The organism is Bacillus sp. AP8 (assembly GCF_000321185.1).
GTDB lineage: Bacteria > Bacillota > Bacilli > Bacillales > DSM-1321 > Bacillus_AD > Bacillus_AD massilioanorexius.
On record NZ_CAPG01000027.1, the window covers coordinates 96,614 to 113,829 of the forward strand.

Annotated in this window: 16 protein-coding genes; 15 read left to right on the forward strand and 1 reads right to left on the reverse strand. The window is 34.0% G+C overall.

Features of this window, described 5'->3' with window-relative positions; all coding sequences use genetic code 11:
* Positions 1-53: 53 nt before the first annotated feature.
* A complete protein-coding gene (locus BN349_RS05165) occupies positions 54-767 on the reverse strand; it encodes a hypothetical protein (RefSeq protein WP_019241210.1) in 714 nt (237 codons plus the stop codon).
* Positions 768-980: 213 nt separating this feature from the next.
* On the opposite strand from BN349_RS05165, the gene BN349_RS05170 reads away from it, so the two are divergent.
* The 15 genes from BN349_RS05170 to BN349_RS05240 all read left to right on the forward strand — a co-directional run bounded on the left by BN349_RS05170 (position 981) and on the right by BN349_RS05240 (position 16,872).
* Positions 981-1,235 carry a DUF2164 domain-containing protein gene (locus BN349_RS05170; protein ID WP_019241211.1) on the forward strand — a complete coding sequence of 85 codons (255 nt, stop codon included), beginning with the start codon at positions 981-983 and terminating at the stop codon, positions 1,233-1,235.
* A 303-nt stretch (positions 1,236-1,538) separates the two neighbouring features.
* Positions 1,539-1,811, forward strand: a complete 273-nt coding sequence (locus tag BN349_RS05175) for a YhdT family protein (RefSeq protein ID WP_019241212.1) — start codon at positions 1,539-1,541, stop codon at positions 1,809-1,811.
* On the forward strand, positions 1,808-3,256 hold the full coding sequence (gene panF, locus BN349_RS05180) for a sodium/pantothenate symporter (RefSeq protein WP_019241213.1): 1,449 nt from the start codon (positions 1,808-1,810) through the stop codon (positions 3,254-3,256). Before BN349_RS05175 ends, panF begins: the two co-directional genes overlap by 4 nt.
* A 203-nt stretch (positions 3,257-3,459) precedes the next feature.
* Positions 3,460-4,119: an ArsR/SmtB family transcription factor gene (locus BN349_RS05185; RefSeq protein WP_019241214.1), complete on the forward strand. Its 660-nt coding sequence runs from the start codon at positions 3,460-3,462 to the stop codon at positions 4,117-4,119.
* Positions 4,120-4,195: 76 nt separating this feature from the next.
* On the forward strand, positions 4,196-5,500 hold the full coding sequence (locus BN349_RS05190) for an MFS transporter (RefSeq protein WP_019241215.1): 1,305 nt from the start codon (positions 4,196-4,198) through the stop codon (positions 5,498-5,500).
* Between the two features lie 319 nt (positions 5,501-5,819).
* Positions 5,820-6,563, forward strand: a complete 744-nt coding sequence (locus BN349_RS05195) for an HAD family hydrolase (RefSeq protein WP_019241216.1) — start codon at positions 5,820-5,822, stop codon at positions 6,561-6,563.
* A 132-nt stretch (positions 6,564-6,695) separates the two neighbouring features.
* A complete protein-coding gene (locus BN349_RS05200; protein WP_019241217.1) occupies positions 6,696-7,418 on the forward strand; it encodes an MBL fold metallo-hydrolase in 723 nt (240 codons plus the stop codon).
* Between the two features lie 286 nt (positions 7,419-7,704).
* Positions 7,705-8,142, forward strand: a complete 438-nt coding sequence (locus BN349_RS05205) for an RbsD/FucU family protein (RefSeq protein WP_019241218.1) — start codon at positions 7,705-7,707, stop codon at positions 8,140-8,142.
* A gap of 44 nt (positions 8,143-8,186) precedes the next feature.
* Positions 8,187-8,975: a DeoR/GlpR family DNA-binding transcription regulator gene (locus tag BN349_RS05210; RefSeq protein WP_019241219.1), complete on the forward strand. Its 789-nt coding sequence runs from the start codon at positions 8,187-8,189 to the stop codon at positions 8,973-8,975.
* A gap of 206 nt (positions 8,976-9,181) precedes the next feature.
* A complete protein-coding gene (locus tag BN349_RS05215; RefSeq protein ID WP_019241220.1) occupies positions 9,182-10,684 on the forward strand; it encodes a sugar ABC transporter ATP-binding protein in 1,503 nt (500 codons plus the stop codon).
* A 33-nt stretch (positions 10,685-10,717) separates the two neighbouring features.
* A complete protein-coding gene (locus tag BN349_RS05220) occupies positions 10,718-11,704 on the forward strand; it encodes an ABC transporter permease (RefSeq protein ID WP_051024204.1) in 987 nt (328 codons plus the stop codon).
* A 66-nt stretch (positions 11,705-11,770) separates the two neighbouring features.
* The gene (locus tag BN349_RS05225; RefSeq protein ID WP_019241222.1) at positions 11,771-12,763 is read left to right on the forward strand and encodes an ABC transporter substrate-binding protein; all 993 of its coding nucleotides are present in this window, start codon (positions 11,771-11,773) and stop codon (positions 12,761-12,763) included.
* A gap of 155 nt (positions 12,764-12,918) precedes the next feature.
* Entirely contained in the window at positions 12,919-13,569 is a 651-nt protein-coding gene (locus BN349_RS05230) for a class II aldolase/adducin family protein (protein WP_019241223.1), read from the forward strand.
* 29 nt (positions 13,570-13,598) lie between these two features.
* Positions 13,599-15,086, forward strand: coding sequence for a rhamnulokinase (locus BN349_RS05235; RefSeq protein WP_019241224.1), 1,488 nt, complete (start codon positions 13,599-13,601; stop codon positions 15,084-15,086).
* A gap of 1 nt (position 15,087) precedes the next feature.
* Positions 15,088-16,872: an L-fucose isomerase gene (locus BN349_RS05240; RefSeq protein WP_019241225.1), complete on the forward strand. Its 1,785-nt coding sequence runs from the start codon at positions 15,088-15,090 to the stop codon at positions 16,870-16,872.
* Positions 16,873-17,216 lie beyond the last annotated feature (344 nt).

A 17,216-nucleotide genomic window follows, 5' to 3' on the forward strand; every position in this document is an offset into this window, starting at 1 on the left:
TTATTGCTCATTCCGATAGAACAAGCAAAAGTAACTAATATTCTATTATTTTCTCATTTGCTACACCCAGCAGTAGGGCAATATGGACATTTATTTTGGCCTTCAATTTCATAGTAGTAGCAACAAGTAACTCTTTTATAATGCTGAATAGCTTTCGGAATCGATTGGAAACAAAGAAAAACTTTGAAGGGAGAACGTTTTTCGATATCATTCCATACTTCTTTTTCTAATAACAATTCAATATCCTTTTCCACTTGAGATATGTTATCACTTTCTTTTAATAATCGATCATACATCCATAAAGTATAACCCCAAATATTTTCCCATAACACCAATTTAGGTGTTTTTGTTTTTGAAGCAATTGGCAAAATCATTTTTGCTGCAAAGTTTTTAAGTATTTGATTTAGTTCAATAGTGATATTTTGTTCTTCGACTTTTTTCCAGTTAGGGTTAGATAAAATGAATAATGGAATCCAGTGTTCATCATTCGGGTCATCATAAATATAAAGGTCTTCAAGAGTACCTGCCCATTTAAGTCGATACTTACTTAACATAAAAAACTGAGCTGTTATAAAAAGTGCGTATCTTCTAATCCACATAGAAGCGACTACTCTTGGGATATCGGTATTTATTCTTTTTTTCGTGTAAGATATCATTTCATCTGCTCGTTCAATCCAGTCATTTACTGTGAATGTTGTGGATTCACAAGAAAAAGCAATTCGATAGCTTTCAAGTTCTTTTATAGCGATGGACGATATTTTTTGCATCGATGATAACTCCTGACTTTATGTAGGTAAAAAATGAATCATAGATTGTTCGCTGTTTATTATAATTGTTTTTTACTCTAATTGAAAGTCTTTCTCATTCGAAAAATATTCCATAAATGAGTCATTCTATAAAAGGAAGATTTGTGAAGATATGTCCTATCGAATGTTTTGTATAATAGAGCTAGCCATTCAGAAAATAGGAGGAAGAAAGAAATGATAGTTATTAAAATACCTAGAGAACAAAAATTAGATATAGTACGTAATATCCAACATCATTTTTATGCAGAAAGAGATGAGGAAATTGGAGAGCTGGCTGCTGAGAATCTATTGGACTTTATGTTAAAACAAATTTCTCCACATATATATAACCAGGCAATTCATGATGCCCAAAAAACGATAGAACAAAAAGTTACTGCACTTGAAGAAGATTTATATGCACTTGTTCAACCCATTCCATACAGAGATTAATTTTAGCTTGTCCCACTTTCATAATAAGTGGGATTTTTTTTGGAGAAGAACTGATTATACATTTAATCAGAAAGCGGTGGAGCTTTTTGGACATTTTAGGGAAAGATGATATTAGGAGAGAAAGGAATTTTTTAAAATTCCTATTTAAATAATTGAAAGAAATCGAGTGAAAGAAGTAAAAATCATTCATTAATCAAAATTGTGGAAGTCATCTTAGTAGTGGCATAATTTACTTTACAATACTTGTTAAAGCTATGGTAATCTATTTAAGGTTATAATTATGCATTTTATTGGAGGGAGCATATGAAAAACAAACTAGAAAAGTCCTTTAAAATTGCCCATAAAGAAGCCAGAATTGGAGTAGCTTTAGTCCTTTTTAATTTTGTCTGGTGGTTTGGGTTTGCCTATGGACTAGGATCAGAAGATCCAGCTAATTATACATATGTATTCGGATTACCTGCATGGTTTTTTTATAGCTGTGTGTTAGGCGTAGTTGTAATGGTAGTTCTAGTTATATTATGTGTGAAATTTCTTTTTACTGAAGTGCCATTTGACGAGGAGGAAGAGAAGCAATGATATTAAATTGGGCAGTTATTCTTCCTTTAGTTATATTTTTAGTCATTATTTTTATGATTGGTGTATGGTCTAATCGCTCGATGAAATCATCAAATTCTTTTTTACAAGATTATTTTCTTGGTGGTCGTCAGTTAGGAGGATTTGTTCTAGCGATGACGATGATGGCTACCTATGGTAGTGCAAGCAGTTTTATTGGTGGTCCAGGTGTAGCGTATACAAGAGGATTAGGTTGGGTTCTATTATCGATGGCTCAATTAGCAACAGGCTATTTTGTCCTAATGGTATTAGGGAAAAAATTTGCGATTGTAGCGAGAAGATATAAAGCGATTACATTAATTGATTTTTTAAAGGAACGTTATAAAAGTCATACAGTCGTTTTATTATCAGCAGCTAGTATTATCATCTTTCTTTTTTCAGCAATGGCTGCACAATGGGTTGGTGGAGCTCGATTAATTGAATCATTAACAGGGTTATCTTATAAATCTGCACTTTTTATCTTTGCTATTTCAGTACTTATATATGTGATTATTGGTGGATTCAAAGCAGTAGCTTTAACGGATGCAGTACAAGGTACAATTATGTTAATTGGTACTGTGATTTTATTAATTGCAACCATTATTGCAGGTGGCGGACTTTCGAATATTATGTCTGATTTAATGCTTGAAAATCATAATTTAATAACACCATTTGGAGCAGAAAATGATTTGACACCATTATATGTATCGTCTTTTTGGATATTAGTTGGAGTAGGTGTAGTTGGTTTACCGCAAATAACTGTCAGAGCCATGAGTTATAAAAACTCAAAATCAATGCATCAAGCGATTATTGTCGGTACAATTGTCATTGGTACAATCATGTTAGGCATGCATTTGATAGGTGTTCTAGCAAGACCAGTAGTACCAGGAGTTGAAATTGGTGATATGGTGATGCCAACTTTAACTTTAAAGGTATTACCTCCATTATTAGCGGGTATAGTATTGGCTGCACCTATGGCGGCTATTATGTCTACCGTTGATTCATTATTAATTCTTGTAGGTTCAACTATTGTAAAGGATATTTACATAAACTATATCAAACCTAATGCAACAGAAAAACAAGTAAAGAACACAAGCTTTATCGTTACAACTATAATCGGTGTAGCTGTTGTTCTCTTTGCTTTAAGTCCACCTGATTTATTAATTTGGTTAAATCTATTCTCGTTTGGTGGTCTAGAATCAGTATTTATTTGGCCGGTTGTATTTGGATTGTATTGGAGTAAAGGGAATAAGTACGGTGCTATTTGTTCAATGATTGTTGGAATGGGTACATATATATTATTTGATCGTCTACATCCAAATGCTTTAGGAATGCACACGGTAGTATTACCAATTGTACTTTCTTTATGTGCATACATTTTGGCTAGTTGGTTTACTGCAAATAAGGTTGGTAGGACAGAATTATTATAATAATTTTAAAAAAGTAATCGAAAGAATTATCGTTTTAAAAAGAGACAAAAAACTATCATCATGTATCAGATGTTGGTTTATTGTCTCTTTTTTATTGATGATAATGTTTTTGCATAGATGATGCATATACATTGACTATTAGTTATAAATCTCTTTAAAATACAACTATTCAATAAATTAATTGAATAGTTGAGGTGTATGTGATGAGTGAGGAAAGAGATTTAAAAGATATGCTCTATCAAGAGTTTGCGAGAATAGGAAAATGTCTTTCGAGTCCTAAGAGGTTAGAAATATTAGATTTATTGACTCAAGGTCCAAAATCTGTTGAGCTAATATCTAAATGTACCATGATGACAGTTGCAAATGTATCTCAGCATTTGCAAACACTTCATAGTGCGAAGCTAGTAAAGTATAAGAAAAAAGGTAATTACGTAATTTATGAGTTGGCTGATCATGCTGTTTTACAATTTATGTCCGCCTTCCATGATTTGTCTGAAAAGCAATTATCACAAGTTCAGCAAATAAAAAGAGAATTCATGAATGAAAGCCTACATGTTCATGGAATTTCTTTTGCTGAATTACAAGTGAAAATGGAAAATGATGAAATTGTACTTGTTGATGTAAGACCGAAAGAAGAGTATGAGGAGTCACATATTCCAGGAGCTGTTTCGATTCCAATTGAGGAACTAGAGCGAAAATTAGCAACACTACCAACAAATAAAGAAATAGTTGCTTATTGCAGAGGTATTTATTGTTTACTGTCTGTTAAGGCCGTTCACATAATGAAAGAACATGGGATGGCAGCGTTTCGACTTGAGCGTAGTGTTTACCAGTATTTCCAATATGTGAGCAGTGAGAAATAAAAGTAGGAGGATATAAGGATGGGAGTAGTTATTTTTCGAGAAATATTTGGGCGAAATAGGAAAGGAGGAGGGAACTATGTCATTAGTATCTGAACAAATAGATAGTAAAAATCCTCAAGATATAATGGTTGAAAGCTATATTAAATTACCAGAAAAGCAACGTCAGCTTTATCGTCGGTCATTGTTTATCGTGATGATTTCTCAAATATTCGGTGGAGCAGGTTTAGCGGCTGGAATAACTGTCGGAGCACTTTTAGCGCAAGACATGTTAGGTACAAATAGCTTTGCCGGTGTTCCAACGGCATTATTCACTTTAGGTTCAGCTGTTGCAGCTTTTTTTGTTGGTCGATTGTCTGATCGATTTGGTCGCCGATTCGGTTTAGTAACAGGCTTTTTAGCAGGGGGAATTGGGGCAGTAGGGGTTGTGTTTGCTGCTGTAAGTGACAGTATTATTCTATTATTTGCATCCCTTTTTATATATGGAGCTGGGACTTCGACTAATTTACAAGCTCGATATGCAGGGACTGATTTAGCAAATTCGACTCAACGGGCAACGGCAGTTAGTATGGCAATGGTTTCAACTACATTTGGAGCAGTAGCAGGACCGAATTTAGTTGAGATTATGGGAGGATTTGCGAAATCAATTGGAATTCCGCCACTTGCTGGTCCATTTATTTTAGCAGCCGCTGCCTTTTTGCTTGCTGGATTGTTTCTACTCATTTTCCTTCGTCCAGATCCACTTATTGTTGCAAAAGCGATAGCTAGAGTATCAAATGACGCACATAATAAACAATCCAAACAACTGACTCAAAATCCGCAAGGACATAAACGAGGAATTGTTGTTGGTGCAACGATCATGATTTTAACACAAATCGTAATGGTGGCAATCATGACAATGACTCCCGTACATATGGCACACCATGGACATAGTTTAAGTCAAGTTGGAATCGTAATTGGAATTCATGTTGGTTCGATGTTCTTACCATCACTTATTACAGGAGTACTTGTTGATAAAGTAGGTCGAACAGTGATGGCAAGTGCTTCAGGTGCTACTTTATTAGCCGCTGGGATTTTATCGGCATCTGTACCTGGAGATTCAATGATTGGTTTAACAATAGCGCTAGCTCTTCTTGGATTAGGTTGGAATTTTGGGTTAATCAGTGGGACAGCTTTAATTGTTGATGCAACGAATCTATCTAATCGTGCGAAAACACAAGGTAAAGTGGATGTATTAGTTGCCTTAGCAGGTGCATCTGGAGGTGCTTTATCAGGGATGGTTGTGGCAAGCTCTAGCTTTGCAGCACTTTCACTTATAGGTGGACTCTTGTCATTAATACTTATTCCAATTGTTATTTGGTCACTCAATTCAGCTGAAAAATAATTTGTAGTATAATGAAATAAGTCAACTAGATTGATAGAAGATTTAGTTGACTTTTCGTATTTTATAGTAGAAATAAACCTATTTAGCTAATGAATAGTGAAGATAGACCTATTTCTATGTCTTTTCTTTGAGCAAGTAACATGATAGAATAATATTTATTTGAAAATTCCCATTTAACAACTATATATACATCGATGTTAGTTATAGGAATGATAATAGATAGAATAAATTAGACAGAAATAACAGACAGGAAATAAGAGATATACTTTTTGTTAAATATCTTTCTTCATGTTTGACAAGGTAGAAGGAGATTATACATATGAATAAACAAACATTATTATTTGATTTAGATGATACGTTAAGTCATTGTAATAAATACTTTATTGAAAGTAAAAATGAATTTGTCGCTAATATGTTGAATTGGTTTGATAATATTACTGAAGAAGAAATTAGAATAAAACAAATGGAGATTGATATTCAAAGTATAAATCAATATGGTCTTCGTTCATCTAGATATCCAGAATCACTGGTTTCTACATATAAATTCTTTTGCATGAAATATAATCAAAAAATGGATCATGAAAAAATGATTAAATTAAGAAAAATAGGATTTAGTGTTTTTGATATTCCCGTACAGCCTTATCCTGAAATGTATAATGTGTTAAATACACTTAAAGATGATGGTCATGAATTATGCTTATATACTGGTGGCGATGTGAAGACACAGATGAAGAAGGTTGCTCACTTAGAGTTAGAATCTTATTTTCAAGATCGGGTATACATCTTTGAACACAAAAATACTTATTCACTTAAACAAATATTGAATAGCCATAATTTAAATCGAAGTGTTACGTGGATGATTGGAAATTCATTGAAAACGGATATCCGTCCAGCACTTGAAGTAGGCATTCATGCGGTACATATTCCAGTAAAAGAAGATTGGAGCTATAATGTAACAAATTTAGAAAAGTCTCAAGCGGATAAACTGTTAACGATTGATTCTTTAGTCCAACTTCCTAAAGTCATCAGAGATTATGCTACATTTGACAGTAAAGTTATTTAAAATAGTTTAAAATTGGCATATTATTTATAGTGAAGGTCGATAAAAGAAACATAAAACAGATATTTCTTTGTACAATATATATTGATACAATTTATTTGATATAATATTTTTGTTAATAGGAGATTGATGATCATGTTAAAATTTATCGGAAATGGCAGCGCGTTTAATACACAATTAGGAAATAATAATGCTTTTATAAAACGTGACCGTCATTTATTTTTAATAGATTGTGGTAGTACAAACTTCAGTCGAATGATCGATAAAAAGTTACTAGAAGACGTAGATCAAATTACTGTATTACAAACGCATTTACATGCGGACCATATAGGCTCATTAGGTGATTTGGTTGGATATGCTTTTCATTGCATGGAACCAAAATTATCTGTTAAAGTAACGATTTTAACACCATTAGCTTTAACTGCTGATGTGAAGGCTATCTTGCAAAAGGTTGGAGTTCCAGAAACACAATATAAAAGTGTAGAAATTGATACAGAGCATCAACCTGAAAATGTCGTAGGTATTACTTCTATTAAACCTTATCTTGTTGAACATGTCCCACATTTAACTTGTTTTTCATACCTTCTACATATTGATGGAAAAACAGTGTATTATAGTGGAGATTGTAATATGATTCCAGATGAGATTCTAAAGCTTATGTTGGATGATAAAATTGATTTATTTTATCAAGACACAAGTAAAGCTGATTTTCCAGGAAATGTTCATTTATCATTAAGACAATTGGAAGAAGCAATACCTGCTGAACTCAGACCTAAAGTTTATTGTATGCATTTAGACCCTATTTTTTCAAATAGTGAAGCAGAAAATCTAGGATTTCATGTTGTAAACCATATATAATTTTGGGGAAAGTAGTGTTTTCCATTTGGTTTTGTTTTTGAATATGTGATATGTAAGAGATGTTAAAAAGGTTTTCCTTTTAAAAGACATCTCTTTTTTATTATTTCTAAAAAGCTGGAAGACCTTTTCATAAGAATATGTGTTTTTCCTTTTAAAACAAAATAAAATAAAAGTATTCAAAAACATGTCAAAATGTTGTATAATTCAGAAAATGGTAAAAATGTACAAATTCGATTGATAAGATATTACGTTGATGTTCTAGTGATAAGTGGAAAGGATTGATATCTTGTTAAAAAATATCCCTTCGATTATTTCTCCAGAATTAATGAAGATTCTTATGGAAATGGGGCATGGTGATGAAATTGTTTTAGCTGATGGAAATTTTCCAGCTGCATCTATGGCAAAGCGATTAGTACGTTATGATGGTCAAGGTACTATTCATTTATTAGAAGCAATCGCGGATTTTTTCCCTATTGATACTTATGTTTCACATCCAGCTACTGTTATGAAGGTTGTAGAAGGAGATTCTATCAATCCAACTATTTGGGGTCAGTACGATATTATACTATCGCAAGCAGAAAATAGAATCATTAAGTTAGAACATTTGGAGAGAAATGATTTTTATGAACGTGCTAAAAACGCTCATGCAATTGTTGCAACTAGTGAGAAGGCGTTGTATGCAAATATTATTCTAAAAAAAGGAATAATCACAGAAGATCGATAATAGGAGAGCTAATAAATCAAATGAAGAGAAGGTGAATAACGTTTATGTTGGTTGCTGAAAGGCATGCGAAAATAGTAAATATTCTCAATGAAAAAGGTAGTATCCGAGTAACGGAATTAAGTCAAATATTTCGTGTAACTGAAGAAACAATTCGAAGAGATCTAGAAAGATTAGAAGCTGAGGGAAAGCTTTGTAGAAGTCATGGTGGGGCAATAAGATGCAAAGAAAATACAAGTGAACCTCCTTATTTTGAACGAGAGGTTATTCACGTTGAAGAAAAAATGGAAGTTGCTCGAGAAGCATTACAATATATAAAGCCGTATGATCGGATAATTCTTGATGCAAGTTCGACAGCTTGGTATATGGCTAAAATCTTACCGGATTTACCATTAACCGTCCTTACTAATTCGATGAAGGTTGGTTTAGAATTAGCGAATAAAGAAAAAATATCCGTGATTGTAACTGGTGGTAAAATGCTAACTAAATCTTTATCTTTTGTTGGTCCTTTAACGGAAACAGCCTTGGATGAGTATCGTGTAAATAAAGTATTTATGTCTTGTCAGGGAATTGATAGGGAATGGGGTGTAAGTGACTCTAATGAAATGCAGGCGATAGTGAAGAAAAAATTTATGAGTGTATCAAATCAAGTCTATTTATTAGTCGACAATAGTAAATTTGGAATAAAATCTTTTTCGAGAGTATCTTCTTTAGCTGAGATTGATTTTATTATTACTGATTCGAAAACAGATAACAGCCAGGTTCAACTATTTAGAGAAGCTGGAATTGAAGTTAAACGTTCTAGGGCATTAAAAGATTATTCTTTAAAGAAATGAAAAGGATTTACAAAAAAGACAATTACAAAAATTTACATTTTATTATTGAATGTTTTGTGAAAAGTTATTATAATCAATAAAAACAAATGAAAACAAAAATAAAAGCAAGCATAGACAGATTGTAATTATATTTCTGAATATTCAATTTAATATTATGATGACGCTTACAAATATGTTGAAAAAATGAAGAGAAGGCTGGGGGTAGAATGGTTTCTAAATTACTTGAAATGAAAGAAATCTCTAAAAGTTTTCCAGGCGTTCAAGCACTTTCAGATGTTTCCTTTGACTTACAAGCAGGTGAAGTTCATGCATTAATTGGTGAAAATGGTGCTGGAAAATCCACATTAATGAAAATACTTACTGGTATATACCAAAAGGATTTTGGATGTATTCTTTTAGAAGGAAAAGAAACGGACATTACAAATCCTAGAATAGCACAGAATCTCGGAATTAATATAATTCATCAAGAATTAAATTTAATGCCTGATTTGACCGTAGCACAGAATATTTTTATTGGTAGAGAACCTCATGCTACAATCCCACTCTTTTTAAATGACAAAAAAATGAACAAGAAAGCACAGGAACTATTGGATCATCTTCACTTAAACCTTAATCCAAAAGAGAAAGTTGCGGATTTAACGGTGGCTAAACAACAAATGGTTGAAATCGTAAAAGCCCTTTCCTTTAATGCGAAAATATTAATTATGGATGAGCCCTCTTCTGCCTTAACAGATACTGAGATTAATAGCTTGTTTAGTATTATTCATACACTGAAAAAACGAGGAGTTGGAGTTGTATACATTTCACATCGTATGGAAGAGCTTATGTATATTTCAGATAGAATAACTGTTATGCGTGACGGTACTTATGTTGGCACAAAACCGACTAATGAAACCTCCATTGATCAAATTATCTCTATGATGGTTGGAAGACAAATTTATCAAGAGACTACTCCACAATTCTCTTATTCCAAAGAAGAAAAGGTTCTTGAGGTAAAAGGACTTAATCAGGGAAAATTTTTAAAGGATATTTCTTTTTATTTAAAAAAAGGAGAAATACTAGGCTTTTCTGGTTTAATGGGAGCAGGAAGAACGGAAGTAGCTCGGGCAATTTTTGGTGCAGATCGTATCAGCTCTGGTGATATTTACATACATGGGAAAAAAGTGAATATAAAACAGCCACATGATGCTGTGAAAAATGGAATTGGCTATTTATCAGAAGATCGTAAACAATTTGGGATTATTACGGAAATGGATGTTAAGACAAATATATCCATTGCCTCTTTTTCAAAGTTTCAACGTTTCAAAGGCTGGATGAACGATGGAAGAATTACCATAAAAGCTAAAGAAATGGTAGAAAAATTGAACATAAAGACACCTAGTGTAAACCAAGAGGTTAGGTATCTTTCTGGAGGGAATCAACAAAAAGCTGTTATAGGTAAATGGCTGACGAAAGATTGCGACATACTTATATTTGATGAACCTACAAGAGGAATTGATGTAGGAGCTAAAGGTGAAATTTATAAACTGTTAAACGAATTAGTTAGTCAAGGTAAATCCATCATTATGATTTCTTCAGAGCTGCCAGAGATTCTTCGAATGAGCCATAGAATTATTGTTATGTGTGAAGGAAGAATAACAGGTGAATTATCCAGTGAATTGGCATCTCAAGAAGCTATTATGAATTTAGCGACCAAAAGAATAAGTTAGCTATTTCGATAGAAAGGGGGATTTATTTTGAAAATGGTTTCAAATAATGCGGTAATTAAAAACAAGAAAGTTTATGTTAAATCTGGTGCTATGCAGCAACTCTTAGCTTTTGCAAGTCTTATTATTCTAGTCATCTTCTTTTCTATTTCTTCAAGTAATTTCTTCCAGTTTTCGAATGTTATGGGCATATTAATTTCTACAGCGGTTACAGGGATCCTCGCTTTAGGAGCGACTTTTGTCATAATTACAGGTGGTATTGATTTATCTGTTGGAACAGTAATGAGTTTATGCTCCGTTATGACAGGTGTATTTATAACAAATATGGAATTGCCTACAGCAGTAGGAGTTCTATTAGGTATTCTTACAGGTGCATTTTGTGGATTTATGTGTGGCGTTGCGATAGCGAAGCTAAAGATTCCTCCTTTTATTGCTACTTTAGCAATGATGATGATTGCCAAAGGCTTAGCACTTGTTATCTCCGGGACAAAACCAATCTATTTTACCAATACTCCTGAGTTCTCTAAAATTTCCTTAGGATCTATTATCCCAGGTTCTAATATACCAAATGCCGTTTTCATTTTTTTTAGCGTTGCCATTATTGCAGGAATTATTCTTTCAAAAACGATCGTGGGTCGATATAACTTTGCTTTAGGTAGTAATGAAGAAGCAACACGATTATCAGGTGTAAATGTAGATAAATGGAAAATTATTATTTATTCAATGGCAGGAATTTTTACCGGCATAGCTGGTGTTCTTATGGCTTCTCGATTAAACTCTGCCCAGCCAGCCCTGGGTATGGGGTATGAGTTAGAGGCAATCGCTGCAGTAGTAATTGGAGGTACCTCACTAAGTGGAGGAAAAGGAACAATCCTTGGAACTATCATTGGTGCATTAATAATGAGTGTATTGACAAACGGACTAAGAATATTGTCAGTGCCACAAGAATGGCAAACTGTCGTAGTTGGTCTAGTTATTATTTTGGCGGTTTATACAGATATTTTACGCAGAAATAAAAAGTAATTTGAAAATGGTATTTTCTCAGTTTAAGAGTTAAATACATTAACCAAAAAAAGGGGAGAATGATTTATGAAGAAAAAGCCATTTTTACTTATGTTGTTACTTATACTTACATTCGGCTTATTGAGTGCATGCTCTGAGGACAAAGAAAAAAACAAAGATAAGGCGTCAACAAAAGAGTCAAAAGAAGGAGAAGTATATATTCCTATTATTTCAAAAGGATTTCAGCATCAATTTTGGCAAGCTGTAAAGCAAGGGGCTGAAAAAGCAGCAGATGAGTTCGATGTGAAAGTAACTTTTGAAGGACCAGAATCAGAATCTCAGGTAGACAAACAGATTGAAATGTTACAGGCTGCATTAGACAAAAATCCAAGTGCAATTGGTTTTGCTGCGTTAGATAGTCAAGCAGCTATTCCATTATTACAACAGGCCAAAGATAAAAATATCCCAGTTATTGCATTTGATTCAGGTGTAGAAAGTGACATTCCAGTTGCTACTGCAGCAACAGATAATATGGCTGCTTCAGCAATGGCCGCTGATAAAATGGCGGAGCTGATTGGTGGAAAAGGGAAAATTGCAATGGTTGTTCATGATCAAACAAGTCGAACTGGAATTGACCGCCGTGATGGATTTAAGAAACAAATTGAATCTAAGTATCCAGATATCGAAATTGTTGACATTCAATATGGTGGTGGCGATCATTTGAAATCTACCGATTTAGCTAAAGCTATTTTTCAAGCACACCCAGATGTCAAAGGTTTCTTTGGTTCAAATGAAGGATCTGCAATAGGTGTTGTTAATGCTATTAAAGAATTAAAGCAAGAAGGAAAAATTGTAGTAGTAGGATTCGATTCTGGAAAACAACAAATTGACGCTATCAAAGATGGAACAATGGTAGGTGCTATAACGCAAAATCCAGTAAGCATTGGCTATGAAACTGTAAAAGCTGCTGTTCAAGCAATTAAAGGTGAAAGTGTTGAGAAGAATTTAGATACAGGTTTCATGTGGTACGATAAATCAAATATTGACAGTGAGGAAATTAAGGCAGCTATTTACGAATAAAATCGTATGTTTATCGTTAGAATTCTTTGGATTCTAAACTAATGCAAAGATGAAGGAGAGGCTGTCTTAAAGGAGTTCTTGTTGACAGCCTCTTCATTTGTGAATGGTTACATGTATAAGCCAAAAATAAAAAACTCCATGGAGGTTATAAAACAATGACGGATGTGATTGAACAACTGAAATTATACGCAGAGAAGATTGTTCAAACAGGATTGGTGGTTGGTGCAGGAGGAAATTTAAGTATGCGTGAAGGTGATTTTATGTATATTTCACCAAGTGGTTTTGATTTACAAGAAATTGAAGATCATCAATGGGTTAAAGTAAATATAAAAACGGGAGAGATTTTAAGTAACCTAAAACCTTCCTCAGAGTTATTAATGCATTTAGAATGTTTTCGAAATCGACCTGATATTCAGGCTGTATTACATTCTCATCCAAGTTATTCAATAGGTGTTTCTAGTGCAGGACATGAGATTCCTATGTTGTTTCCAGATTTTCCAGCGATGGTTAACCAAGTATCGTATCTCGAATATATGATACCTACTACTGATGTATTAGCAAATGCTGTTGCAGATGTGATTAAGGAAAGTGACGTAGTTGTTATGAGAAACCATGGCGTATTAACAGTTGGCAAAACATTAAAGGAAGCTTATTTCTTTATGCAACTTATTGAAGAATCTGCAAAGGTTTATACAATTGCATCAACTGTTGGAACTCCGAGAACTCTTACTAAACAAGAATGTAAAGCGCTTAGAGAGCTGTCCTCTGAAAAATATCGATCTCAGCTTTTAAAAGATAGCAATTAATCTAGTAATGGCTGAAAGGTGGAATATGAATGAAGCATGTATATGCTTTCGATTTAGGGGCATCTAATGGAAGATTAATAATGAGTAGTTTTGATGGAGAAAAATTATACAACGAGGAAATACATCGCTTTACTAATTTTCCAATACATAAATCAAACAATCTATTCTGGGATTTTCCAGGTATGATTCAAGAATTGAAAAACGGCATGGCAAAAAAAATAAGAAACGATTCTATAGAAATAGAAAGCCTTGGAGTAGATTCGTGGGGTGTAGATTTTGGCTTGCTTTCAAAAGAAGGTCATTTGCTTCAAAATCCAATGTCATATCGAGATTCTCAATTTATTAATGGAATGGGAGGAGTTCTTACAAACATATCAAAGAGGGATCTATTTCAAAGAACAGGAGTAGAAACGGCGCCAATAAATACAATTTCGCAATTATATTTTATGAAGCTATATCATCCACATTTATTAGAAGATGCAGATGCCTTACTTCTAACTCCCAACTTAATTAATTACTTCTTTACTGGAGAAAAGGTAAACGAGTTTACAATTACTACTACTACACAATTGTATAATTTCGCAGAGAAAAATTGGGATTTTCAATTGCTTCAAAAACTAAATCTTCCGACAAAAATCTTAACTCCTATTACAAATTCATCTACGGTTCTTGGGAATACTTTATCACACATTCACGATGATTTAGGAATAAGACCAATAAAGGTAATAAATGTAGCAGGACATGATACAGCTTCTGCAGTCGCGGCACTACCTATAGAAAAGAAAAATTCTGTCTTTATGAGCTGTGGCACTTGGACTTTAATAGGTGTTCAAGTGAAGGATCCAATAGTAACAGATCTATCATTTTTATGGGGATTTACGAATGAAGGAATGATTGACGGGGAGTTTCGTTTACAGAAGAATAATATGGGTCTTTGGATTCTTCAGCAATGTCGCAAAATTTGGGCAAAAGAGGGGGATACATTTAGCTATACAGAAGAAAATTGTATTCTTCAAAACACTACATCTATAAATAGCTTAATAGATCCTGATGATTTTGTCTTTTTTAATCCAGAAAATATGGTGGAAGAGGTACAAGAATATTGTCGGAATCGTAATCAAGTTGTACCAGAAAAAAAAGGTGAGATTATTAGATGTGTTCTTGAAAGTTTAGCATTAAAATATCGTTGGATTATAGAAAAGCTTGAGCAAATAACAGGTGAACAATTATATGGTATTTATATGGGTGGAGGAGGCATTCAAAATGAATGGCTTTGCCAATTTACTGCAAATGCAACAAATCGTCTAGTTCACACAGGTCCAGTAGAGGCAAGTGCAATCGGAAACGGGTTATCACAATGGATCACGTTGGGAGAGATTAAAAATTTAGATGAAGGAAGGGAGATAGTAAAGAAATCTTTTTCTACGAAAATATATGTTCCGGAAGATCAGAATGATTGGCAAGAGAAATTTTATACATTTAACAAGCTATTAAAGGAAAGATGGGAGGATGAGTAAGATGAGTAAAAATAGATATATAGGACATTTACCTAAAGTGGGTATTCGACCAACGATTGACGGAAGAAGGAAGGGAGTTCGGGAATCATTAGAAGAAGTAACAATGAATCTAGCAAAAGCTGTATCGAATTTATTAAGTGAACAAGTTTTTCATAACAATGGTGAAGCTGTTGAATGTGTGATTGCAGATACATGTATTGGTGGTGTCGCAGAGGCAGCTCAAGCAGCAGAGAAATTTGCTAGAGAAGGTGTCGGAGTTTCAATTACCGTTACCCCATGTTGGTGTTATGGATCTGAAACTATGGATATGAATCCAGAAATACCAAAGGCGGTTTGGGGGTTCAATGGTACAGAACGTCCAGGTGCAGTGTATTTAGCAGCAGTTCTAGCAGGGCATAATCAAAAGGGCTTGCCAGCATTCGGAATATACGGAAAGGATGTTCAGGATGCTGGAGACACTGAAATACCTGATGATGTAAGAGAGAAACTCATACGATTTACGAAGGCAGGATTAGCAGTTGCAATGTTAAAAGGAAAATCATATTTATCGATGGGCTCGGTTTCTATGGGAATTGCAGGAAGTATGGTACAGGAGGATTTTTTTCAAGATTATTTAGGAATGAGAAATGAGTATGTAGACATGTCAGAATTTATCCGAAGAATGGATAGAGAAATTTATGATCATGATGAATTTGAAAAGGCAATAGAATGGGTTAAGAGCAACTGCCAGCAAGGAATAGATTTAAATAAACTGAGCTATAAACGAACAGAAGAGCAGTTAGCACAAGATTGGGAAACAAGTGTGAAAATGACTTTGATAGCTAGAGATTTAATGGTTGGAAATGAGAAGCTCGCTTGTATGGATTATGGAGAAGAGGCATTAGGACATAATGCAATTGCTGCTGGATTTCAGGGACAAAGGCAATGGACGGACCATTTTCCAAACGGAGATTTTATGGAAGCCATTTTAAATTCCTCATTCGATTGGAATGGTATTCGTGCTCCTTATATTCTAGCGACAGAAAATGATAGTCTAAATGCAGTAACTATGCTATTTGGTAATCTTTTAACAAATACAGCTCAAGTATTTGCAGATGTCCGTACTTTTTGGAGTCCAGAAGCAGTTAAAAGAGTAACAGGTTTTGAGCTTGAAGGTATAGCCTCTAATGGTATTATTCATTTAATCAATTCTGGCCCAGCTGCCTTAGATGGGACAGGGCAACAAACGGTGGATGGAAAGCCTGCGATGAAGCCGTTTTGGAAGATTACAGAGGAAGAAGTAGAAAAATGTTTGAAAGCTACTAGTTGGAGACCAGCTTCAACGGAGTATTTTCGTGGTGGTGGATATTCAAGTGATTTTTTGACTCTTGGTAACATGCCGGTGACAATTGCTAGAATCAATCTTATAAAAGGTGTTGGTCCAGTTTTGCAACTGGCTGAAGGATACACTGTAGATTTACCTGAGGGGGTTCATCAAACGTTAGATGATCGAACAGATCCAACATGGCCAACAACATGGTTTGTTCCACGTTTAACAGGTGAAGGAGCATTTTTCGATGTTTATGATGTTATGAACAACTGGGGTGCTAATCATTGTTCGTATAGTTACGGTCATATTGGAGCAGATTTGATTACTTTAGCCTCGATGCTTCGAATTCCAGTAAATATGCATAATGTCGCAGAGGATAAAGTTTTCAGACCGAGTTCGTGGAGTATGTTTGGGACTAAAGACAAAGAAGGTGCTGACTATAGAGCATGTCAAACATATGGACCACTTTATAAGTAATAGTAAGGGTTTTTAGTAGAAGTTTTTATGAATGAAGAGTCTCAATTATTAATAATACAATTATAATTGGGACTTTTTTCGCTTTGTTCGCAATGATTGACGTTCAGTTAGATAATAAAGATACCAATCAAAATTGTCATTTTTATTCTAATCTAGTTTATGTAGTTGTTTTGGGTTTTAGAAATGGATAACCAATGCTATGTATGACAAAGTAAATTCCTGCGAAACAAAGGCAGCTTACAATTAAATTCTCTTCTAGTAGAATAAAGTTTTTTTCTAGTAAATCATGAACTATATAAGAAACTAATAGAGTGAGAAATACGCCTCCTTTACTTTGCTTCTAA